This is a genomic window from Vibrio nitrifigilis (assembly GCF_015686695.1).
GTDB classification, from domain to species: Bacteria; Pseudomonadota; Gammaproteobacteria; order Enterobacterales; family Vibrionaceae; genus Vibrio; species Vibrio nitrifigilis.
Genome location: NZ_JADPMR010000001.1, coordinates 177,833 through 199,188 on the forward strand (window position 1 = coordinate 177,833; position 21,356 = coordinate 199,188).

A 21,356-nucleotide genomic window follows, 5' to 3' on the forward strand; every position below is an offset into this window, starting at 1 on the left:
CCTTGATATGTATTATATTGCCGCTAACTTCCATACTCACGTCTCGGAATATTAGTCTTGCCTTCACTATCGAATCAGAATATCTACACTGTTTCTCGCCTCAATGCAGAAGTTCGCTTACTCCTTGAAAATGAAATGGGAATTGTCTGGTTGGTGGGTGAAATATCCAACTTTTCAGCCCCTGTTTCAGGCCACTGGTACCTCACGCTCAAAGATTCTCGTGCTCAAGTACGCGCCGCCATGTTTAAAGGCAATAATCGCCACGTGCGTTTTCGTCCACAAAACGGCCAACAGGTATTAGTAAAAGCGCGCATGTCACTGTATGAACCTCGTGGTGATTACCAAATCATCATTGAAAGCATGCAACCTGAAGGTGATGGACGCCTGCAGCAAGAGTTTGAACAGTTAAAACTTAAACTGGCAGGAGAAGGGTTATTCGCACAAACCTTAAAGAAACCTTTACCGGAAAACCCTCAACGCGTCGGAATTATTACCTCTAAAACGGGCGCTGCTCTGCACGATATTCTCAACGTTCTTAAACGTCGCGATCCCAGTTTACCTATTGTGATTTATCCAACAATGGTACAAGGCGAAGAAGCCGCAATACAAATTGCGCAAGCAATTGGCCGTGCGAATACTCGTAACGAGTGTGATGTATTGATCGTTGGCCGTGGAGGCGGTTCGTTAGAAGATCTTTGGTGTTTTAATAATGAAATCGTGGCTCGCACTATTGCCGCCAGTCAGATTCCAATTATTAGTGCAGTAGGCCATGAGGTCGATGTGACGATTGCCGATTTTGTTGCCGATGTTCGAGCGCCGACACCTTCAGCGGCTGCGGAATTAGTAAGTCGCGATAACAGCCACAAAAAACAAGCATTTGCTAACTATCAGCATAAATTGACCAGCGCATGGCGCTATTATGTTGCGCAGCAAAAATCGTACATTAATCAATTGCAGTACCGGCTGGATAAACAGCATCCAATGTACCGACTCCAGCGTCAACAACAGCGACTTGATGAAAGAGAAAATCGTCTTAAACAAGCGATTACTCATCATTTAAACGATACTCGTCGCCATATTTCCAGCCAAGAATATCATTTACAGCTACAATCGCCTGTTAAACGCATTGGTGAACAAAAACACGCTTTACAGATCGCTCAACAAAAGCTCAATGAAGCGATGCAACGTAAAATGATGAAAAGCCGTTACCAATTTGGGTTACTCGCAGAAAAATTGGATACGGTAAGCCCCCTATCTACACTTTCTCGCGGCTACTCAATTACCCAGACCAACAAAGGTAAAGTCATTCGCCACGCCTCAGACGTAAAAAGTGGTGACCAGATAGTCACCCGCTTAGCGGATGGTGAACTAACATCAACGGTAATATAATAAAGCACGCCACAAGGAAAACCTTATGGCGTGTTTGGTATGATTTGCATTTCAATTCGTACTGTCGATTTAGATTTCAACTCATTGCACGTTGGACAAAAGTAACTTACCGACCCACACGCTTGCAGTTTTTCTAGTTCATTATCACATGTAGGACAGAATGCGACTTTCTTAAAATGCCGTGCACACTCACCACACAGGTAATGTGGACCTTCCCATGTCAATTCTTTATGGCATATAGGGCATTTATTCATACTCATCACTTATTGCTCCGTTGCATTCGATCTACACCAGCAGATCTATTACCACTAAAAGATCTATGTCACATTTTTATGCAAAAATAGATTAATTTTCAATCCAGGATTTAAGATCTTTGGCAAGATCTTTTATGGATCTAACGCTTTATCTATCTTGATCAGCGATCTGCCCTAAAAAGAACTTTTATATAACCACATCCCGAAAGCATAAGTTACATGTTCTGTTTTTCAATTTATAGTAGATATATATTCTAATCACTTAATGGTAAACACTAATTTTCAGCATTTAATAAAAGGATCATTTATTCTGATCATTCAGTTACAACAGTGTGTATTTCGATATTCTGGTCACCAGAATGCTCAATATTCACGCGGATTGATGAATAGTCAGACAATGATCGAGCGTGTGTTCCACCACATGGGATCGTAGCAACACCATCACTCCCTAAATCACACTCCCAATAGCGAGAATCGGTTAAATGGGTTCCACTACAAATCAGCTTAATATCATGATTTAATTCTACCCAAGATTCGAGCTGATGATTCACACTTTGTTCGATCAATGTGAGTTGAGAAAGAAAATCTACCGAGTTAAACCCTCTTTTACGTAATGTTTTACCTAGTCGATATCCCACTCTAGCGCATAATGGCTCAATTGAACTCGATTCTTGAGCATAGCTGTGAAAGTCGTAATGGTTAAGGCTATCTTTTCGATCTGCGTCTTTGCGCCAATACCCTTGTTCAGTCAGCACTTTATTCAATGCAAGACTAGTAAGATGCTCGGCACTGTGGGCAAGACTCAATTGCCATTGATAGGTTTCATCAACCACTAGCCGTAGTTTTTGCCTAGGTTGTAAATCAATCAGACCATCTTCAATACGATGGACAACAACAAATACCCAACCTTCAGTGTCACGCTTTACCGGAATGTCTTGAGCCACGTAAAGTGTGCCCGTTGCTAACTCTATCGCGCCGGTTAAACAATCAATAACAACGGCGGTTTGACCATTACACTCAACATAACCTTTATCGGCTGGATGATCAGGCCAAATATGACTCACGGGATGAAAAGAGGTCTTATCGGTAACGATATCGATTGTATTATCATGTGTTTTAACACAAATAATCTCACTATCGATAGGAGCAGAGGAACGAGGAAATATCACCTCAGTAGAGTGGAAGATGAGTGCAGTGTTATCCATTAAAAAGCCCTAATATGATCGCCATTGAGCGAACCGAAAGAATTAAGAGCTCCAGAATAACAAAAAGCCCAAGAAAACTTGGGCTTTTTCAATGATTCTATCGGTAAAATTACTTTTTACGTGATTTCATTGCTGACATTAAACGTTTACGTTTACGCTCTTGAGACAAAGTTAACTTACCGCCTTTATTCTCAAATGGGTTTTCGCTGCTTTGGAATTGCACACGAATTGGTGTACCCATGATTTCTAATGAACGACGGTAGTAGTTCATCAAGTAACGTTTGTATGAATCAGGCAGTTCATTCACTAAGTTACCGTGGATAACGATAATTGGTGGGTTATAACCACCAGCGTGCGCATATTTTAGTTTCACACGACGACCACGAACTAATGGTGGCTGATGATCTTCTGTTGCCATTTTCATAATACGAGTTAGAACAGAGGTTCCAACGCGTGTGGTTGCTGATTTATACGCTTCTTGAACAGATTCATATAAGTGCCCAACACCAGTACCATGTAACGCAGAAATAAAGTGAATACGTGCAAAATCAACAAAGCCTAAACGGCGATCGAGTTCTTTTTTCACGTGTTCTTTTACATCAGTATCCAAACCATCCCATTTGTTTACTGCAATCACAATTGAACGACCAGCGTTCAATGCAAAGCCAAGTAAGCTCAAGTCTTGGTCAGAAATATTTTCACGAGCGTCGATAACCAATAGCACTACGTTGGCATCTTCAATCGCTTTCAATGTTTTAACAACAGAGAATTTTTCTACAGTTTCATTAATACGTTTACGACGACGAACACCAGCCGTATCAATCAAAACATATTCACGACCATCACGTTCCATTGGAATGTAGATAGAATCTCGTGTTGTTCCTGGCATATCGTAAACAACCACACGCTCTTCACCTAAAATGCGGTTAGTCAGTGTTGATTTGCCAACATTAGGACGACCGATGATCGCCAGTTTGATCGGTTGATTTTGCAAACGAGCAAACTCAGCTTCCGCTTCTTCTTCAGTGTATTCGAGCTTTTCTTCTTCAGAATCAACAATACCTGTAAGATCTTCAAGCGCTTTTTTCTCAGCTTCCATTTCTTCAATAAATGGATTCAGTGCACGCTCAATCAAAGCGCTCACACCACGACCATGTGCCGCAGCAATTTGGTAGATACGATCCATACCAAGCTGCCAGAATTCTGCACTAGCAGCGTCTGCATCAACACCATCGACTTTGTTTACTACCAAGAAAGAAGGTTTTTCTGATTTACGTAGATGGTTAGCTATTGCTTCATCTGAAACTGTTAATCCAGCACGACCATCAACTAGGAACAGAACGACATCCGCTTCTTCAATCGCAGCAAGCGATTGTTCCGCCATTTTGTGTTCTACACCTTCTTCCGTACCATCGATACCACCTGTATCGATGACGATAAATTCATGCTCACCGACTTGAGCGCGACCGTATTTACGATCTCGAGTCAAACCAGGAAAGTCTGCGACTAATGCATCCCGTGTGCGAGTCAGTCGATTAAATAGCGTTGATTTACCAACGTTAGGACGCCCAACAAGAGCAACAACAGGTACCATAATAACCTCTACAAATCTTCGTTCTTATGTAGTTATAGGTAAATATTCTCTTTCGAGGTAATTTTTACCTAAAATCACATGTTATTTTGACAGTAATAAAACGGCTCCTAACCGTCACCAGTCAGGAGCCATTTGTGAATTATATCACGATTTATTGTTTGATCGTCAGTTTCTTTACAGAACCATCACGAGTCACAACAACATAGCCATTATCAACAGTAATCGGTGAAATAGCTAAGCCGCTACTATCGATATTCTGTTCAGCAACAAACTTACCGGTCTCACGATCGATCCAGTACAAATAACCTTGAGAATCACCAACAACGACATAGCCGTTAATCATCACAGGTGCTGTAACTAGACGATTTTCTAACTTGTTGTTTTTCCAAAGTTCAGTGCCACTTCGAGCATCAACAGCAACTAAGTGATCGTTATCCGTCACAAGAAAAATAGAGCTACCATCGGTTGCAATATTTTCAGACGACGAATAGTTGCGTTTCCAAATTGGGTTACCGGAACGTAAGTCCATCGCCACAAGTTGGCCATTGTAACCGACTGTGTACAACGTTGAACCAACCAGCAACGGTGAAGAATCGACATCTACCAAACGATCAATTTCCGTTGCACCTTTAGGTTTACCGATCGGGTGCTGCCAAATTAGTTGACCACGCTCAACCACGGCTGCCGCAAGGCGACCAGAAGGTGTTCCCCAGAACACACCACCAGAAAACGCAACAGGTTGGCTATCGCCACGTAAAGTTAATGTTGGCACTTCAGTATTGATCACCCACTCTTGCTTACCTGTTTTCTGATCCAGAGCGATCAAGGTACCACGACTGGTATTGACCAAGACTAAATTACTATCCGTTGCAGGTGTGGCTAGTACTTCACCATCAACAGGCTGTGACCACACTTGTTTACCAGTTTTTTCATCAAGCGCGATGACGCGACCATTTTCACTGCCGATATAAATCTGACCATAGGCAGCAGCAATACCACCGGAAAGACGCGCACTCGTATCACCTTCTAGATCGGTTTCCCAGAGCGTATCCCCAGTTTTAGGATCGAGAGCTTTTACCAAACCGTCACGATCAGCTACAAATACTTTATCGTAATTGTAGTTTGGTGTTAGCTGTGAAAAGTAATCGCCAACACCAGAACCAATCGATGCACTCCACTGAGTCTCAGAAGAAAGTTGATTTTTCACCTGAGGAACGGGAGCCATAATGACGTTATCTTCCTCACCTGCACAACCCGCAAGCAAGCCGAGTACTGATGCTGATAAAAGCACCTTGTTGAACATCTTCTTCATCAACTTGGCCCTTATTTGGCTAGATCGTCCAGTTTCATTTTGAGCGTTTGGCTTGCATCGTTAGCCTGTTGAGCTTGAGTGTATGCTGAGTAAGCACCCTCTTTGTCACCTTTTGCTAATAAGATATCGCCACGTAGCTCTTCAACACGACCTTTCCATGACTCAGCTTTAATGCTATCGAGAGACTTTATGGCCTCATCCTGCTTACCTTGCTCTGCTTGAATACGAGCAATACGCAGTGTAATCACTGGAGTTAATGCAGAATCATCAGTATGAGCTTGTGCCCATTGCAGCTGTTTCAATGCGTCATCAAGTTTACCCGCAGTAACCTGCGCTTTTGATAACTGTACAGCAGCTAACACTGCGTATTGAGTATCTTTGTTAGCGTCAATATACTGCTGAATTTCTTGATCTGATTTAGCGCCATTTGTCGCTAAAGCTTGAACAATTTTGGTGTAATTCGCCGATGCCGCTTCTTGTTCAGCAACCATAGAATCTTGGTAGTAACGCCAGCCAAATAGGCCACCTAGACCGATAATAGCGCCGATCACTACAGCTTTACCGTTCTCTTTCCACCAATCTTTGATCGCGTCAACGGTCTGTTCTTCAGTATCGTAGAGTTCCACTTCCTGTCCTTTTAAATAAGAGTTCTCAAAAATCAGCGTTTAGACGAGATGAGCCAGTTGGCTTGCAACCTCAGCCTGAGCAATCGTAGTTTGCTCACCACCAGCCAGATCTTTAACTACAACAGTGCTATCCGCTACTTCGTTTTCACCAAGAACGAGCGCAACAGCTGCACCCACTTTATCGGCACGTTTAAATTGTTTCTTAAAGTTACCGCCACCGCAGTGGGTCATAATGCGTAAACCGGGTACTTGTTCGCGTAACTGTTCCGCCAACTGCAGACCAGCAACTAAAGTCCCCTCACCCGCTGTCACCATATAAACATCAACAGCACGGCGTAAATCTAGGTTACCAACAGTTTCCATCATTAGAACTAAACGCTCTAGACCCATCGCGAAACCAACTGCAGGGGTTGCTTTACCACCAAGTTGCTCAACCAAACCATCATAACGGCCACCACCACAAACAGTGCCTTGAGCACCTAGGCTTTCAGTGATCCATTCAAAAACAGTGCGATTGTAATAATCTAATCCACGTACTAAACGTTCATTTACGGTGTATTCGATACCAGCCGCATCAAGAAGTTCACACAAACCAGCAAAATGTTGTTTTGATTCTTCATCTAAGTAATCAGACAGTTTTGGTGCATCACCAAGAATGGCTTGGATCGCTGGGTTTTTAGTATCGAGAACACGCAAAGGGTTGGTGTACATACGACGTTTAGCGTCTTCGTCCAATACTTCTTCGTGTTGTTCTAAGAAAGCAATCAAAGCAGTACGGTATTCAGTACGAGCGTCTAAAGAACCAATTGAATTTAACTCAAGACGTAAATGGTCTGAGATTCCCAGTTCACGCCACAGACGTGCGGTCATCATGATCAATTCAGCATCAACATCTGGACCATCAATACCAAAGACTTCGACACCACACTGATGGAATTGACGGTAACGACCTTTTTGTGGACGTTCATGACGGAACATTGGTCCCATATACCAAAGACGTTGTTCTTGGTTATACAGCAAACCATTTTCGATGCCAGAACGAACACAACCAGCAGTACCTTCAGGACGTAGAGTCAAACTGTCGCCGTTGTCGTCAAAGGTGTACATCTCTTTTTCAACAACGTCAGTAACTTCACCAATCGCACGTTTAAATAGATGAGTCATCTCAACGATTGGCATACGCACTTCGCTATAGCCATAAGCGCTGATTACATTTTTTACAATGCCTTCCACTTTTTGCCAAAGTGGAGACTGAGTTGGGAGGCAGTCATTCATACCTCGGATTGCTTGAATAGTTTTAGCCACAATTCTTACCGTAATTCGTTGAGATTAATCTTTGTCTATTTGCTTTACGTCGATACGATTTTTTTCGTCGAGCACCGCTGCTTTTGCGCGAATTTTTGCTTCTAGTTGGTCCACTAAGTCATCATTGTCAAAACGGACTTTTTGTCGCACACCATCTTCATAGAGAGCACTTTTACGGTTACTGCCAGCTAGACCTAAATGAGCGGCTTCTGCTTCACCAGGACCATTAACAACACAACCGATCACAGACACATCCATTGGTGTTAATACGTCTTCTAAGCGCTGCTCTAACGCATTGACTGTACCTATCACATCAAACTCTTGACGAGAACAAGATGGACACGCAATGAAGTTGATGCCACGAGAGCGAATACGCAACGATTTCAGAATATCAAAGCCTACTTTGATCTCTTCCACCGGATTGGCCGCTAATGATACACGTAAAGTATCGCCAATGCCCTCATTCAATAGCATACCAAGACCAACAGCAGATTTAACCGCACCAGCTCGAGCACCACCAGCTTCGGTGATCCCTAAATGCAGTGGTTGATCGATCTGTTTGGCCAATAAACGGTAAGCATCAACAGCAAGGAAAACATCGGATGCTTTCACACTGACTTTGAATTGATCAAAGTTAAGACGATCAAGAATATCGACATGACGCATTGCTGATTCAAGCAACGCTTCAGGTGTCGGTTCACCGTATTTTACTTGCAGGTCCTTTTCGAGCGAACCACCATTCACGCCAATACGAATTGGAATATTTTTATCGCGTGCACAATCTACAACGGCACGAATGCGCTCTTCTTTACCAATATTCCCTGGGTTTATACGTAAGCAGTCCACCCCGTATTCTGCTACTTGTAGTGCAATACGATAATCAAAATGGATGTCAGCGACTAAAGGAACCGATACTTGTTGTTTGATCAATTTAAACGCTTCAGCAGCGTCCATAGTAGGTACAGAAACTCGAACGATATCTGCGCCAACTTTTTCTAGCGCTTTGATTTGAGCGACTGTTGCTTCTACGTCAGTCGTTCTCGTATTCGTCATAGACTGTACGGCGATAGGTGCCCCATCGCCAATGGGGACGTCACCCACATAGATTCGTGTGGATTTACGACGTTTAATAGGAGACTCGTGTTGCATAGTAATATTCTAAGGTAAAGTCAATCGTGCTACTTTGCCAGAAGTATACCGAGAAAGGTCAACTGGTTCACTGGCAAATGTCATTTGAACGGCTTCCGGAGCACCAAGCACGACTTTAAATGGTTTTTCACCATGCAGAGTCAGTGACTGCCCTTCTTTCTTAATTCCGGTTACCAGCGTTTTGCCCGTTGCATCCGTTACTTGAATCCAACAATCCGCAGAGAATGACATCGTCATCGTTTCTAGGTTTGCCGTTGATTGCTCCGGAGCCTCAGGTACTTGTTCAGACTTATCTTCAACTGCAGCAGTATCGTCAGCTGTCGTTGACTGAGTGTCCTCTGCTGCTTGTTCATCCGTTGATTCAGCGGGTTGAGAGGGTTCTGCACTTTCTGGTTCGTCTGCAGGCGCTTGCGCTTCTGTCGACGTGTCTTGTGCATCTTTGGTTAAACCGCTAACCGTTGCAAAATCTTCTTTTTCCTCTGCCGCTGAGCTTTCAGTCGCAGATCCAGCTTCTTGAGGCGTTAACGTGTCTTGATGGCTATTTTGCCACCACCATAAAGAGGACATGCCAATTAATACAATGAGTATGGCCCAAGTAATGGTCATAATGCGGTGATCATGCTTTTCACGTTTGGTCTTTTTGGAAAAGCTTTGCATCGGCTGTTCTTGTACCGGCGGCTTACAATGCTCTTGATAAGAGTGCAAAATTTCTTTATCGGTAATACCGACCGCTTTTGCATAGGAGCGTAGGTAGCCACGAGTGAAAGTCGCTACCTGCTCTGAGTCGAACTCGTTACGTTCAATACTAGTAATAATGGACAAACGCAAACGCAAACGGTCTGAGATCTGCTTTTGCGACAATCCTAATTCTTCACGTTTGTTTTTTAGCAACGTCCCTGGTTGGAGGGTGCTTGGTTCAATCGTAGTGTCGTCTTGTTCTATATTCATCCGCGATGTCAATCTCGTGTTTGTGTGCTCAAGTCAAAAGCCTATTGCTAGATCTTTTTTATTAGAGTTAGTCGTAGTTAGGTCGGAAGACTTCAACAAGGTGAAACTATACTATTGTCAATAATAACGCTGTCTCGAAGCTATTTCGAGATTAGTGAATCATTCTAATAGATATTAGACGTTAAACAACAATGAATTGGACAAGAAATCGCAAACTGGTCAAGGTTTTTCGTTAATTTGACAAACTAACTGCTTAAATAATACCTTTCGCAGCGAAAAGATAGCCATAACATGTGTAAAAAAGAATCATAAAAACAAAGACATTACTTTTTTAGATAAATACGAAATACGTTTAATAGGCCAAACTGGATAAATATTGCCAATAAAAAAATAGGCCAGATAAATCTGGCCTATTTTGTCAATTTGGCATTTAAATCGCCTTAAATGGAATCGCTTGCTCAGCTAATTCTTTGGCTTTAGTTCGTTTTGTACGGTCAATAACATCACCGACCAACTGACCACATGCCGCATCAATATCATCACCACGAGTTTTACGTACCGTAACCGTGTGTTCATATTTCATCAACGTTTTCTGGAAACGGTCAATACGTGAATTACTCGGTTTATTGTATGGAGAACCTGGATACGGGTTAAACGGAATCAGGTTGATCTTACATGGGGTATCTTTCATTAGCTTCGCTAACTCTTCCGCATGTTCTGTACCATCATTAACATGGTCAAGTAGTACGTATTCAACGGTCACTTTACCGCGGTTAGCGTTTGACGTTGCAAGATAACGGCGCACGGTACCCAGAAATGCTTCGATGTTCCAACGATCGTTAATTGGCATAATGTCACTGCGCAACTTATCGTTTGGTGCGTGTAGTGAAATAGCCAACGCCACATCGATATTATCAATCATTTGTTCTAGGCCAGAAACCACACCCGATGTTGATACGGTTACACGACGCTTCGATAAACCAAAACCTAGATCATCCAACATAATTTCTAGAGATGGAATCAAGTTCTTCATGTTAAGCAATGGTTCACCCATCCCCATCATCACCACGTTAGTGATAGGACGACGACCCGTTTCTTTTTCTAAACCAATCTCACGTGCAGCACGCCACACCTGCCCAATGATTTCAGAAACACGGAGGTTACGGTTAAACCCTTGCTGTGCCGTTGAACAGAATTTACATTCCAAAGCACAACCTACCTGCGAAGACACACACAAGGTTGCACGATCATCTTCTGGGATATAAACGGTTTCAACGTCTTGATCGCCAACGCGCATTGCCCATTTAATGGTACCGTCAGAAGAGTGCTGAGCAGCAGAAACATAAGGAGCTCGGATTTCACACTTGTGCTGCAATTTTTCCCGTAGCTTCTTATTAATGTTGGTCATATTGTCGAAATCATCACAGCCAAAGTGATAAACCCACTTCATAACCTGATCAGCACGAAACGCTTTCTCACCCAATTCTTCAGCGAAAAAAGTACGCATACCTTTGCGATCAAAGTCGAGTAAATTGACTTTCTCATTAGTCATGAAGGCCTCTCAAAGATGGAACAATAATTAAGGGCGCGAATTGTACAGCCTTTACGCAGTTACAACAAGCATTGCAAAGCCCCGTTTTTTCTAAGGTAATGCTAAATCTATGATTCCTCTTACCTCTGTGTTGAATTCTTATCCAACGCTTTGCAAACACTATAGCGTAGAAATCACACAATCAAAAAAGCCTCCTAAAAAGGAGGCTCAAAAATTCGACTCTACGAGTGATATATCAACGTGTACGAGGGCAAATTTCTGCTGCAGGGAAGAAATATTCGATTTCACGAGCTGCAGATTCAGGGCTGTCGCTACCGTGTACAGAGTTCTCGCGCATGCTTAAGGCATAATCGTTACGTAATGTGCCGCACGCTGCTTCTGCTGGATTGGTTTTTCCCATTAATTCGCGATAACGAGTAATTGCGTCTTCTCCTTCAAGAACCTGAACCATGATTGGCCCAGACGTCATGAACGCTTTAAGATCATTAAAGAACGCCTTGCCTTCATGTTCTGCATAAAAGCCGCTCGCTTGATCTTCAGTCAAGTGAACCATTTTTGCAGCGATAATCTTTAGCCCTGCTTTTTCAAAGCGGTTATAGATTTCGCCGATTAGATTACGTTCAACCGCATCCGGCTTAATGATGGAAAATGTTCTTTCTAGAGCCATAAGATGTCCTTTTGTGCTTTTGTTTATTGTTATACCTGCTGATAAAGGAAGAACGAGATAGTGAACAACACTCTCCACAGCGAGGTAACATTCCTCATGCTCAAATAGGAAATAAGCTTCCCAAATCAAGCATAGTGAACAATGGCCATTCAATGTAATGAATATCATCACAAAACCATCGTTTTGTAACCTTTGAGCAAGGTTTTAGTATAAAAACAGGTGACACTTGGCCACCTGCGCTGACTTTATTTATCGTTTTACTATGAAGGTGTTACTTCATTAATAGCGTCGCGAGTGTTTTCACGCCTACGCCTGTGGCACCTGCAGCCCATTTATCTGATGCTGATTTACGGTAAGTTGCTGCACAATCGAAATGCAACCAACCGTTTTTATAATCTTCAACAAAGTAAGATAAAAACGCAGCAGCAGTGCTTGCGCCCGGTACGTAATCACCAGAGGCAATATTTGACATATCAGCAAAGTTAGAAGGCAACATATCTCGGTGGAAATCACACAGAGGTAGGGCCCATACCCCTTCACTCTCTTCTTTAGCACATGCCAATACTTTTTGTGAAAGCACTTCGTCAAAACTTAGCAATGCATGAAAATCATTACCTAATGCGTTCTTAGCCGCCCCTGTTAATGTGGCACAATCGACAATTAATTCAGGATTTTGCTCACTAGCGTAGATTAAACCATCGGCTAATACTAATCGGCCTTCTGCGTCGGTATTCATCACTTCAACCGTTTTACCATTTTTGTAAGTGATGATGTCGCCAAGTTTTAGAGCGCGGCCAGAAATCATATTTTCCGCACAGCATAAAATCAGTTTCACACGCTTATTGCAACCACGCAAAATAGCTAGAGCTAAAGCGCCAGTGACCATGCCCGAGCCACCCATATCAGATTTCATTGCGGTCATAAAATTAGAAGGTTTAATGCTATAACCACCTGAATCAAACGTAATGCCTTTACCTACAAGACACGCATAAACAGGCGCATTTTCATCACCTGTTGGATTGTAATCGAGTTGTAGCATCGCAGAAGTACGTTCTGAACCACGACCTACTGCATAAATCCCTTCCCAACGATCTGTTAGCAGATCTTTATCTTTTACGATTTTGTAAGTAACGTGTTCAGGAGCAAGTGATTTAATAAATTCACCCGCCATAGTCGCTAATTGGCGAGGAGCCACTTCTTCCGCACTTTTATTGATAATATCGCGAGCCCAATCGGTCGCTTTAATTCGTGCTTCAAGCTCCTGTTGGCTTGCCGCATCTAATTCTGACCAAGTTACTTGGTTACGTTTTTTCGGTTCACGATATCCTTGATAGAAAGCCCAAATGCTTTCTAGTGTCCAACCTTCTCCAGTTAGCACAACATTATGTAGACCTTGACCATCAAGTTTACGAGCAGCACGTTGAATCGCCGTAAAATCACCCGTGTCTTTAAGATGAATAACGACACCTTGCTCATTATAAGAAAGTAATGCACCCTCACCCCACTGAGGCTGAGCTGATTCGGTGCTGATAAAAACAGACATCTGTGTAGACATGGTTTCTCCTTGTCTTTAGAAATATGGCTTAATACCACATCTGAATATTCTCAAAAGAAACAACCGATGGGTATAACCTGTGCCATTTAGAGTAATGCCAATGGTGAGACGCATCAATTGTGAAACACCGATTGAAAGCAGTTATTTTTATTGTAAACCTTTGGATAATAGCATTTTGTCTCAGCAAAATGTCAACCCAATAAAAAACGGACCATTAGGCCCGTTTCTATGTTTTATTGTTGCCTATATTTATAAAGGCTTAATCAAGCTCATCCATCCAACATAGGATAATCGCTTCAAGAATTTTTTCATTTGAACGCTCAGGTTCATCTTCAAAATCCTCAAGATCTAGAATCCACTGGTGTAGATCGGTAAAACGTACGTTTTTAGGATCAACATCTGGATATTTTTCACAAAGCTCAATCGCAATATCGAGTGAATCGGTCCATTTCATGATGGTTAACTCCAGTGTTATTACGGCAAGTACCCATTTAAACAAGTACTATTTAACAAGGTAGATGCCGCCTTAATTAATGGTCTTCTTTGGCGTGGTTAAGAGAATACTTCGGAATCTCAACCACTAAATCTTCATCCGCTATACGAGCCTGACACCCAAGACGCGACTCAGGCTCTAAACCCCACGCTTTATCTAACATGTCATCTTCTAACTCATCACTCTCTTCTAACGAGTCAAAGCCCTCACGGATAATGACGTGACAAGTTGTACAAGCGCACGATTTTTCACAAGCGTGCTCAATCTCAATCCCGTTTTTTAATGCAACGTCCAGAACTGATTCACCGGCTTTTCCTTCCAGTTCAGCACCTTCTGGGCATAAATCTTCATGAGGTAAAACAATAATTTTAGGCATGTTATTTATCTCTTAAATCTCGTCAACTGAATGACCAGCTAATGCGGCGCGAATAGATTTATCCATTCGGCGTGATGCGAAATCTTGACTTGCTTTGTCCGTGTCTTTAATTCCCTGTTCAATCGCATCGGCGTCATCGCCGTTACGTAATTCGATCAATTTCTCAATGGCAGCCAGCAATGCACTGCGCTCTTGATCTGATAATAGATCATCACCGTCTGCTTGCATGGCTGAGATTAAGCCTTCGATGACTCGGTCTGCTTCAACACGCTGCTCTACCAACGCTCGCGCTTTCATATCATCTTCAGCAAAACTCATTGAATCACGCAGCATGTTCGCAACTTCATCATCACTTAGGCCGTATGATGGTTTAACTTGAATGTCTGATTGCACTCCAGTGCTCTTTTCCATCGCTGTCACAGAAAGCAAACCATCCGCATCAACTTGATAAGTCACGCGAATATGTGCAGCACCAGCTGCCATAGGTGGAATCCCTTTTAAAGAGAAACGAGCGAGGGAGCGGCAATCATCCACCAATTCACGTTCACCTTGCACAACATGGACGCTCATACCAGTTTGACCATCTTTGAACGTGGTAAACTCTTGAGCTCGAGCAACTGGAATCGTGGTGTTACGAGGAATGATTTTCTCAATCAACCCCCCCATAGTTTCAATACCAAGTGATAGCGGAATCACATCTAAAAGTAACATTTCAGAATCAGGCTTATTACCCGCTAATACATCAGCCTGAAGCGAAGCACCAATTGCCACCACTTCATCTGGGTTAATACTTGTTAGCGGAGTACGACCAAAGAACTCCCCGACCATCTCTCTCACTAGGAGAGTACGAGTCGAGCCACCCACCATCACAACTTCCAATACTTCTTCTTGTGTGACGTCTGCGTCACGCAATGCTCGGCGGCAAGACATTAAGGTTTTCTTCACGAGAGGACGAATAAGATCATCAAACTCTTCACGTGATAAAGAACCTTGCCAACCTAATACGTCGATTTGCGCGACATCAGATTCAGATAAATCAATCTTTGCTTGGGTAGCAGCATTCAAGAGTGCTCGATACTCTTCTTTAGAGAGTTCGCCCACTTTAGCCATTTTCTCTTTCAAACAATCAGCGACTAGATGATCAAAGTCATCACCACCTAACGCAGAATCGCCACCAGTCGCCAGCACTTCGAATACGCCTTTTGATAAACGTAGAATCGAAATATCAAACGTACCACCACCTAAATCATAAACAGCAATCACCCCTTCTTGACCTGAATCCAAGCCATAAGCGATCGCTGCAGCAGTTGGTTCATTCAAAAGACGTAATACATGCAACCCAGCAAGGTTGGCCGCATCTTTTGTTCCGGCACGTTGCGCATCATCGAAATAAGCGGGCACAGTAATCACAACACCAGCAAGCTCACCATTTAATGCTTCTTGAGCACGAGCCCCTAACGCTTTAAGAATATCCGCAGAGACTTGAATTGGGTTCTTATCACCATGAGGGGTACTAATAATAGGTAACCCTTTCTCGCTTGATTTAAACTGATAAGGCAAATTTGGGTAGCGAGTTTTAATATCGTCCAGAGAACGGCCGAGAAGGCGCTTAACTGAACTGATGGTATTGGTCGGATCCAATTTTGCGCGTTCACGAGCGTCATACCCAACACTGACTTCTTCGTCAGAGTAACTGACTATAGAAGGCAAAATGCTACGACCTTGATCGTCATTAAGGGTTGTCGCGGTGCCACTACGTACGGTAGCTACTAGTGAATTGGTAGTACCAAGGTCAATCCCGACGGCGAGTTTATGCTCGTGTGGTGCAGAAGTTTGACCTGGTTCTGCAATTTGAAGTAATGCCATGGATGGGTCCTTGTTGTCGAATTAGCCGAGTAATTTTTCTTCGACTTTTTCTATTTCGTTCTTTAATTTGGCGATGAATTTTAGCTTGCGAACTGTGTCTGCTGCTGCTTCCCACTGAGCTTCGTTAAGTTGCTGCTCAACAGTAGCTAAATACGTTTTTAGCATCTTCGACACTTTGCCATCAAAATCAAACAATGCGCTTTCTGGATCAGAACTTTGAGCTACCGCATCAAGCTCTTCACGTAACTCCATCTGCTCCATAAGGAACATGGGATCTTGCAACGTTTGTTGCTCGCCACGTAATTCGATGCCATGCAGTTCTATCAAGTATTCTGCACGACTAATCGGCGTTTTTAATACTTGATAAGCGTCATTGATCTCAGTGGCTTTTTGCACCGCCATAACCCGGTCTCGCTCTGACGCTGATGCGAAATTATCTGGGTGAAAACGTTTTTGTAACTCTCTAAATTGAGAAGAAAGAAGGCTACCATCCAGAGTAAACTGAGTTGGTAGCCCAAATAATTCAAAATAATTCATCGAAAAGCCGGTCCTTGAATTCGGTTTCGGAGCATCAAGCTCCGAATGCCCAAAGATTTAACCGTTAAACATTGAAGCTTTCGCCACAACCACATTCGCCTTTAACGTTAGGGTTGTTAAATTCGAAACCTTCGTTTAACCCTTCTTTTTTGTAATCCAGCTGAGTACCGTCGAGATAAACCAAACTTTTGGCATCAACAATAACTTTTACGCCATTGTTCTCAAAAACCTGGTCTTCCTCATTAAGTTCATCTACGAACTCCAGCACGTACGCCATTCCAGAGCAGCCCGTTGTTTTAACGCCTAGGCGTAAACCGATGCCCTTTCCACGATTATCGAGAAAAGTTTGTACGCGATGAGCTGCGGTTTCTGTCAGGGTAATGGCCATACTACAACCTTAATGATTTAAATTAACAAGGCGAGTGGGAGACTTGCCCCCACTCGAAATAAATATCTACTGCTGTTTTTTCTTGTAATCTGCAACAGCGGCTTTAATTGCATCTTCTGCAAGAATTGAACAGTGAACTTTCACTGGTGGCAATTCAAGTTCTTCAGCAATTTCAGCGTTTTTGATCGCTGCAGCTTCATCAATAGACTTACCTTTAACCCATTCAGTTATTAGAGAGCTTGATGCGATCGCACTACCACAACCGTAGGTTTTAAATTTTGCATCTTCAATGATGCCTTCAGCAGATACTTTGATCTGCAGACGCATTACATCACCACAAGCAGGAGCACCAACCATGCCGCTACCTATTGCTGGATCTTCTTTGTCAAAAGAACCAACGTTACGTGGGTTCTCATAATGGTCAATAACTTTTTCGCTGTATGCCATGGTAAATTCCCTCGAATTTTTATGTTCCTGGTGGAATGATTAGTGGCTCGCCCACTCAACAGTGCTTAAATCGACACCTTCTTTGTACATATCCCAAAGAGGTGATAAATCACGTAACTTTTCAACAGCGCTACGGATCTGTTTCACTGCGTAATCCACTTCTTCTTCAGTGGTGTAACGACCGAATGAGAAACGGATTGAGCTATGAGCTAGCTCATCATCAAGACCAAGAGCACGTAACACGTATGAAGGCTCTAAGCTTGCTGAAGTACATGCACTACCTGAAGATACTGCGATATCTTTTAGAGCCATCAGCAAAGATTCACCTTCAACAAAGGCAAAACTAATATTCAGGTTATTTGGAAGACGCTGTTCTAGGTCACCATTGACCGTTACCGCTTCCATATCTTTAAGACTGTCTAACATGCGGTCACGAAGTGCTTTAGCGTGATCGTAGTTATACTGCATCTCTTCTTTTGCGATACGGCACGCTTCGCCCATACCTACAATTTGTTGAGTCGCTAACGTACCAGAACGGAAACCACGCTCATGACCACCGCCATGCATTTGCGCTTCTAGACGAACACGAGGTTTACGACGTACATAAAGAGCGCCGATACCTTTCGGTCCATAGATTTTATGCGCAGAAATAGAGATCAAATCGATCTTCATTTCTTGAACATCAATAGGTAGTTTACCTGCAGATTGAGCCGCATCTACATGGAAAATAATCTTACGTGAACGGCACATTTCACCGATTGCTGCGATGTCTTGCACCACACCAATCTCGTTGTTTACATGCATGATTGATACAAGAACAGTATCGTCACGCATTGCCGCTTCAAGTTTTTTAAGATCAATTAAGCCATTAGTTTCAGGCTCTAGGTAAGTCACTTCATAACCTTCACGCTCAAGTTGGCGACAGGTATCCAGAATCGCTTTATGCTCTGTTTTAGAAGTGATGATGTGTTTACCTTGCTTACCATAGAAGTGCGCAGCACCTTTCAAAGCAAGGTTATCAGATTCTGTAGCACCCGATGTGAAGATAATTTCACGTGGGTCTGCATTAATAAGATCAGCCACTTGCTCACGGGCTGTGTCAACCGCTTCTTCTGCCTGCCAGCCATAACGGTGCGAACGAGACGCTGGGTTACCGAAAATCCCATCGATCGTCATGTACTGAACCATTTTTTCAGCAACACGCTCATCAACTGGACAGGTTGCTGAATAATCTAAATAAATAGGCAGTTTCATTTTCTACTCCAATGTAAAATTGCCGCTACGAGCGAGCATTAATACCTACGGGTGCTGCACCAACGGTGACTGAATTTGAATTTTTGTGTGCCAGCCCGTGGTCTACCGTAAGACTAACGTCTTGACGGTCTGAAATTTCTAGTACTTCATTATCAATCATCAGCTCACCAAGAGTGATGTTGTTTAAAAAGTCACTGATACGTGAACTTAGATCACGCCAAAGTGTATGGGTAAGACAACGAGTGCCACCCTGGCAATCACCTTTGCCATTGCATTTTGTTGCGTCAACAGATTCATCAACCGCGGCAATCACAGTACCAACGGAAATCTCTGTTGCTGCAGTCCCTAAGCGATAACCACCACCCGGGCCACGAACAGAGGCCACTAGTCCAGCTTTACGCAGTTTGGAAAATAGCTGCTCTAAGTAGGAAAGTGAAATACCTTGTCGTTCTGATATATCTGCCAAAGGTACTGGGTTTTCTTGCGAATGTAACGCCACATCAAGCATGGCTGTTACTGCATATCTTCCTTTCGAGGTCAGTCTCATATCACACCGTATCCACATTAATTATGTGGATGTAGTTTTTCATACCTGAGTAAATTGGTCAAGTATTTATTTGACTAATTTACTCAGGTATTCACCCCTTAATTTTACATGGGTATTATTTGTTTTGACCACTTTTCTCAATTGCAGACAAAACACCCCGTAAAATATTCAATTCTTGAACTTCAGGGCGAGCTCGACTAAATAAACGACGCAGTTTATTCATGACTTGCCCTGGCTGCTCCTCACTAATAAAGTGAGTATTCACTAACACTTTTTCAAGATGCTGATAAAAAAGTTCTAGCTCTTTTTGGCGTGGATACTCATCTACACTCGCTACTGGGTATTGTGCCGCTTCTTGATTCAAAAAAGCCACACGTATTTCATAACAAATCGTCTGTACCGCCATAGCCAAGTTCAGCGAACTGTATTCTGGATTCGCTGGAATACTCACATGATATTGGCATTTTTGTAATTCGCTATTGGTTAAGCCTGTACGCTCACGACCAAATAAAATAGCCGCTTTATGCTTACGACCTTCAGTCGCAAACTTTTCACCACACTCTCGAGGGTCTAACATTGGCCACTCTAACGTGCGTGAACGTGCGCTAGTTCCCACCACTAGTCCGCAATCTTCAATCGCTTCATCCAGACTCGAAACAATTTGTGCATTTAGCGCGATATCACTTGCACCAGCCGCCAATGCCATCGTCTGTGCATCTACTTCACATTGAGGATTTACAAGTACCATATGGCTCAATCCCATCACTTTCATTGCGCGGGCTGCCGAACCGATATTTCCTGAATGGGACGTTTCAACTAAAACGACTTTAACATTGTTTAACATGCAGTGTGATACCTCTCAAATTATTGCGTTAGGAGTTTATCATAAACCTGAGTAAAATGGTCAGACCCTTTTTCCTATACAATTATTAACTGAACAGAAAATAACCACTTTCTTTTTCTCTTCTATCTGGTATACTCCGCCCCGCTTTTTCGTTCTTTAACATCCGTTGGGAAATTCGTATGCATCCTATGCTAAACATTGCTATTCGCGCTGCGCGAAAAGCAGGCAACCATATTGCTAAATCTTTAGAAAACTCTGAGAAAATCGAATCCACTCAGAAAGGCTCAAATGACTTTGTTACTAATGTAGACAAAGAAGCTGAAGCCATGATTATCGCTACTATTCAAAGCTCATACCCTGAGCACTGCATCGTAGCTGAAGAAAGCGGTCTTATCGAAGGTAAAGATAAAGACGTACAATGGATCATCGACCCACTGGATGGCACCACTAACTTCATGAAAGGCCTACCTCATTTTGCTGTCTCTATTGCTGTTCGCTTTAAAGGCAAAACTGAAGTAGCGTGTGTTTACGACCCAATGCTAAATGAGCTATTCACTGCTCAACGTGGCTCAGGTGCACAACTAAACAATGCACGTATCCGTGTAAAACAACTGAAAGACCTTCAAGGCACTGTTCTTGCTACTGGTTTCCCATTCAAACAAAAGCAACACTCTGAATCTTACATGAAGATCGTATCTTCACTGTTTGTTGATTGTGCTGATTTCCGTCGTACAGGCTCTGCAGCTCTAGATCTTTGTTACCTAGCAGCTAACCGTGTTGATGGTTACTTTGAACTTGGCCTAAAACCTTGGGATATGGCAGCAGGTGAACTGATTGCTCGTGAAGCTGGTGCTATCTTAACTGACTTCGCTGGCGGTACTGATTATATGAAATCAGGTAACATCGTTGCATCAAGCGCTCGCGGCGTAAAATCAATTCTAAAACACATCCGTGAAAACGGTAACGAAGCGATCTTGAAATAATACTAGCTCCGTCACAGCTGAATACACAAAAGCCCAGACACGTGTCTGGGCTTTTTTATTATTTG

At 42.9% G+C, this 21,356-nt stretch carries 22 protein-coding genes; 2 read left to right on the forward strand and 20 right to left on the reverse strand.

The annotated features are described in order from the left end of the window. The first annotated feature begins 57 nt into the window (after positions 1-57). Complete coding sequence (gene xseA, locus I1A42_RS00790; RefSeq protein ID WP_196122342.1) at positions 58-1,389, forward strand: exodeoxyribonuclease VII large subunit; 1,332 nt, start codon at positions 58-60, stop codon at positions 1,387-1,389. Between the two features lie 23 nt (positions 1,390-1,412). Here the strand turns inward: xseA and I1A42_RS00795 are convergent, their stop codons facing one another. The 20 genes from I1A42_RS00795 to trmJ form a co-directional block, all read right to left on the reverse strand. Then, the gene (locus tag I1A42_RS00795; RefSeq protein ID WP_161156662.1) at positions 1,413-1,649 is read right to left on the reverse strand and encodes a zinc ribbon domain-containing protein; all 237 of its coding nucleotides are present in this window, start codon (positions 1,647-1,649) and stop codon (positions 1,413-1,415) included. 308 nt (positions 1,650-1,957) lie between these two features. Further along, positions 1,958-2,848, reverse strand: a complete 891-nt coding sequence (locus I1A42_RS00800) for an alanyl-tRNA editing protein (protein WP_196122344.1) — start codon at positions 2,846-2,848, stop codon at positions 1,958-1,960. Positions 2,849-2,957: 109 nt separating this feature from the next. Continuing rightward, positions 2,958-4,442, reverse strand: a complete 1,485-nt coding sequence (der, locus tag I1A42_RS00805) for a ribosome biogenesis GTPase Der (RefSeq protein WP_161156658.1) — start codon at positions 4,440-4,442, stop codon at positions 2,958-2,960. A gap of 151 nt (positions 4,443-4,593) precedes the next feature. After that, the gene (gene bamB, locus I1A42_RS00810; protein ID WP_161156656.1) at positions 4,594-5,754 is read right to left on the reverse strand and encodes an outer membrane protein assembly factor BamB; all 1,161 of its coding nucleotides are present in this window, start codon (positions 5,752-5,754) and stop codon (positions 4,594-4,596) included. Between the two features lie 11 nt (positions 5,755-5,765). Next, positions 5,766-6,380: a YfgM family protein gene (locus tag I1A42_RS00815; RefSeq protein WP_196122345.1), complete on the reverse strand. Its 615-nt coding sequence runs from the start codon at positions 6,378-6,380 to the stop codon at positions 5,766-5,768. 39 nt (positions 6,381-6,419) lie between these two features. Further along, entirely contained in the window at positions 6,420-7,685 is a 1,266-nt protein-coding gene (hisS, locus tag I1A42_RS00820) for a histidine--tRNA ligase (protein WP_161156652.1), read from the reverse strand. Between the two features lie 24 nt (positions 7,686-7,709). Next, a complete protein-coding gene (gene ispG / locus I1A42_RS00825; RefSeq protein WP_196122347.1) occupies positions 7,710-8,834 on the reverse strand; it encodes a flavodoxin-dependent (E)-4-hydroxy-3-methylbut-2-enyl-diphosphate synthase in 1,125 nt (374 codons plus the stop codon). Between the two features lie 9 nt (positions 8,835-8,843). After that, the gene (rodZ, locus tag I1A42_RS00830; RefSeq protein WP_196122349.1) at positions 8,844-9,782 is read right to left on the reverse strand and encodes a cytoskeleton protein RodZ; all 939 of its coding nucleotides are present in this window, start codon (positions 9,780-9,782) and stop codon (positions 8,844-8,846) included. 430 nt (positions 9,783-10,212) lie between these two features. Next, positions 10,213-11,334, reverse strand: a complete 1,122-nt coding sequence (locus tag I1A42_RS00835) for a bifunctional tRNA (adenosine(37)-C2)-methyltransferase TrmG/ribosomal RNA large subunit methyltransferase RlmN (RefSeq protein WP_196122351.1) — start codon at positions 11,332-11,334, stop codon at positions 10,213-10,215. Positions 11,335-11,569: 235 nt separating this feature from the next. Next, on the reverse strand, positions 11,570-12,001 hold the full coding sequence (ndk, locus tag I1A42_RS00840) for a nucleoside-diphosphate kinase (protein ID WP_161156644.1): 432 nt from the start codon (positions 11,999-12,001) through the stop codon (positions 11,570-11,572). Between the two features lie 271 nt (positions 12,002-12,272). Continuing rightward, positions 12,273-13,556: an aminopeptidase PepB gene (gene pepB / locus I1A42_RS00845; protein WP_196122353.1), complete on the reverse strand. Its 1,284-nt coding sequence runs from the start codon at positions 13,554-13,556 to the stop codon at positions 12,273-12,275. A 259-nt stretch (positions 13,557-13,815) separates the two neighbouring features. Next, positions 13,816-14,010, reverse strand: a complete 195-nt coding sequence (gene iscX / locus I1A42_RS00850; protein WP_161156640.1) for a Fe-S cluster assembly protein IscX — start codon at positions 14,008-14,010, stop codon at positions 13,816-13,818. Positions 14,011-14,086: 76 nt separating this feature from the next. Then, positions 14,087-14,425: an ISC system 2Fe-2S type ferredoxin gene (fdx, locus tag I1A42_RS00855; protein WP_161156638.1), complete on the reverse strand. Its 339-nt coding sequence runs from the start codon at positions 14,423-14,425 to the stop codon at positions 14,087-14,089. Between the two features lie 12 nt (positions 14,426-14,437). After that, a complete protein-coding gene (gene hscA, locus I1A42_RS00860) occupies positions 14,438-16,291 on the reverse strand; it encodes a Fe-S protein assembly chaperone HscA (protein WP_161156636.1) in 1,854 nt (617 codons plus the stop codon). 21 nt (positions 16,292-16,312) lie between these two features. Beyond that, the gene (gene hscB, locus I1A42_RS00865) at positions 16,313-16,828 is read right to left on the reverse strand and encodes a co-chaperone HscB (protein ID WP_161156634.1); all 516 of its coding nucleotides are present in this window, start codon (positions 16,826-16,828) and stop codon (positions 16,313-16,315) included. Positions 16,829-16,892: 64 nt separating this feature from the next. Next, positions 16,893-17,216 (reverse strand): iron-sulfur cluster assembly protein IscA, encoded by a 324-nt coding sequence (gene iscA, locus I1A42_RS00870; protein WP_161156632.1) that lies wholly within the window; start codon positions 17,214-17,216, stop codon positions 16,893-16,895. A gap of 66 nt (positions 17,217-17,282) precedes the next feature. Then, positions 17,283-17,663 (reverse strand): Fe-S cluster assembly scaffold IscU, encoded by a 381-nt coding sequence (gene iscU, locus I1A42_RS00875; RefSeq protein WP_161156630.1) that lies wholly within the window; start codon positions 17,661-17,663, stop codon positions 17,283-17,285. Between the two features lie 39 nt (positions 17,664-17,702). Next, complete coding sequence (locus I1A42_RS00880) at positions 17,703-18,917, reverse strand: IscS subfamily cysteine desulfurase (RefSeq protein WP_161156628.1); 1,215 nt, start codon at positions 18,915-18,917, stop codon at positions 17,703-17,705. A gap of 25 nt (positions 18,918-18,942) precedes the next feature. After that, positions 18,943-19,464 carry a Fe-S cluster assembly transcriptional regulator IscR gene (iscR, locus tag I1A42_RS00885; protein WP_196122355.1) on the reverse strand — a complete coding sequence of 174 codons (522 nt, stop codon included), beginning with the start codon at positions 19,462-19,464 and terminating at the stop codon, positions 18,943-18,945. Between the two features lie 115 nt (positions 19,465-19,579). Next, complete coding sequence (gene trmJ / locus I1A42_RS00890; RefSeq protein ID WP_196122357.1) at positions 19,580-20,308, reverse strand: tRNA (cytosine(32)/uridine(32)-2'-O)-methyltransferase TrmJ; 729 nt, start codon at positions 20,306-20,308, stop codon at positions 19,580-19,582. Between the two features lie 179 nt (positions 20,309-20,487). Between trmJ and suhB the strand changes: the two genes are divergently transcribed. Further along, positions 20,488-21,291 (forward strand): inositol-1-monophosphatase, encoded by an 804-nt coding sequence (gene suhB, locus I1A42_RS00895; RefSeq protein WP_161156622.1) that lies wholly within the window; start codon positions 20,488-20,490, stop codon positions 21,289-21,291. Positions 21,292-21,356 lie beyond the last annotated feature (65 nt).

Bases quoted from the DNA above. Each gene is read 5' to 3' on its own strand.
- I1A42_RS00880 (WP_161156628.1), bottom strand. From the start codon at position 18,917: ATGAAACTGCCTATTTATTTAGATTATTCAGCAACCTGTCCAGTTGAT.
- trmJ (WP_196122357.1), bottom strand. From the start codon at position 20,308: ATGTTAAACAATGTTAAAGTCGTTTTAGTTGAAACGTCCCATTCAGGA.
- pepB (WP_196122353.1), bottom strand. From the start codon at position 13,556: ATGTCTACACAGATGTCTGTTTTTATCAGCACCGAATCAGCTCAGCCT.
- iscR (WP_196122355.1), bottom strand. From the start codon at position 19,464: ATGAGACTGACCTCGAAAGGAAGATATGCAGTAACAGCCATGCTTGAT.
- bamB (WP_161156656.1), bottom strand. From the start codon at position 5,754: ATGAAGAAGATGTTCAACAAGGTGCTTTTATCAGCATCAGTACTCGGC.
- ispG (WP_196122347.1), bottom strand. From the start codon at position 8,834: ATGCAACACGAGTCTCCTATTAAACGTCGTAAATCCACACGAATCTAT.
- der (WP_161156658.1), bottom strand. From the start codon at position 4,442: ATGGTACCTGTTGTTGCTCTTGTTGGGCGTCCTAACGTTGGTAAATCA.
- I1A42_RS00835 (WP_196122351.1), bottom strand. From the start codon at position 11,334: ATGACTAATGAGAAAGTCAATTTACTCGACTTTGATCGCAAAGGTATG.
- fdx (WP_161156638.1), bottom strand. From the start codon at position 14,425: ATGCCTAAAATTATTGTTTTACCTCATGAAGATTTATGCCCAGAAGGT.
- I1A42_RS00795 (WP_161156662.1), bottom strand. From the start codon at position 1,649: ATGAGTATGAATAAATGCCCTATATGCCATAAAGAATTGACATGGGAA.
- hscB (WP_161156634.1), bottom strand. From the start codon at position 16,828: ATGAATTATTTTGAATTATTTGGGCTACCAACTCAGTTTACTCTGGAT.
- iscX (WP_161156640.1), bottom strand. From the start codon at position 14,010: ATGAAATGGACCGATTCACTCGATATTGCGATTGAGCTTTGTGAAAAA.
- rodZ (WP_196122349.1), bottom strand. From the start codon at position 9,782: ATGAATATAGAACAAGACGACACTACGATTGAACCAAGCACCCTCCAA.
- hscA (WP_161156636.1), bottom strand. From the start codon at position 16,291: ATGGCATTACTTCAAATTGCAGAACCAGGTCAAACTTCTGCACCACAC.
- I1A42_RS00800 (WP_196122344.1), bottom strand. From the start codon at position 2,848: ATGGATAACACTGCACTCATCTTCCACTCTACTGAGGTGATATTTCCT.
- iscA (WP_161156632.1), bottom strand. From the start codon at position 17,216: ATGGCCATTACCCTGACAGAAACCGCAGCTCATCGCGTACAAACTTTT.
- suhB (WP_161156622.1), top strand. From the start codon at position 20,488: ATGCATCCTATGCTAAACATTGCTATTCGCGCTGCGCGAAAAGCAGGC.
- ndk (WP_161156644.1), bottom strand. From the start codon at position 12,001: ATGGCTCTAGAAAGAACATTTTCCATCATTAAGCCGGATGCGGTTGAA.
- iscU (WP_161156630.1), bottom strand. From the start codon at position 17,663: ATGGCATACAGCGAAAAAGTTATTGACCATTATGAGAACCCACGTAAC.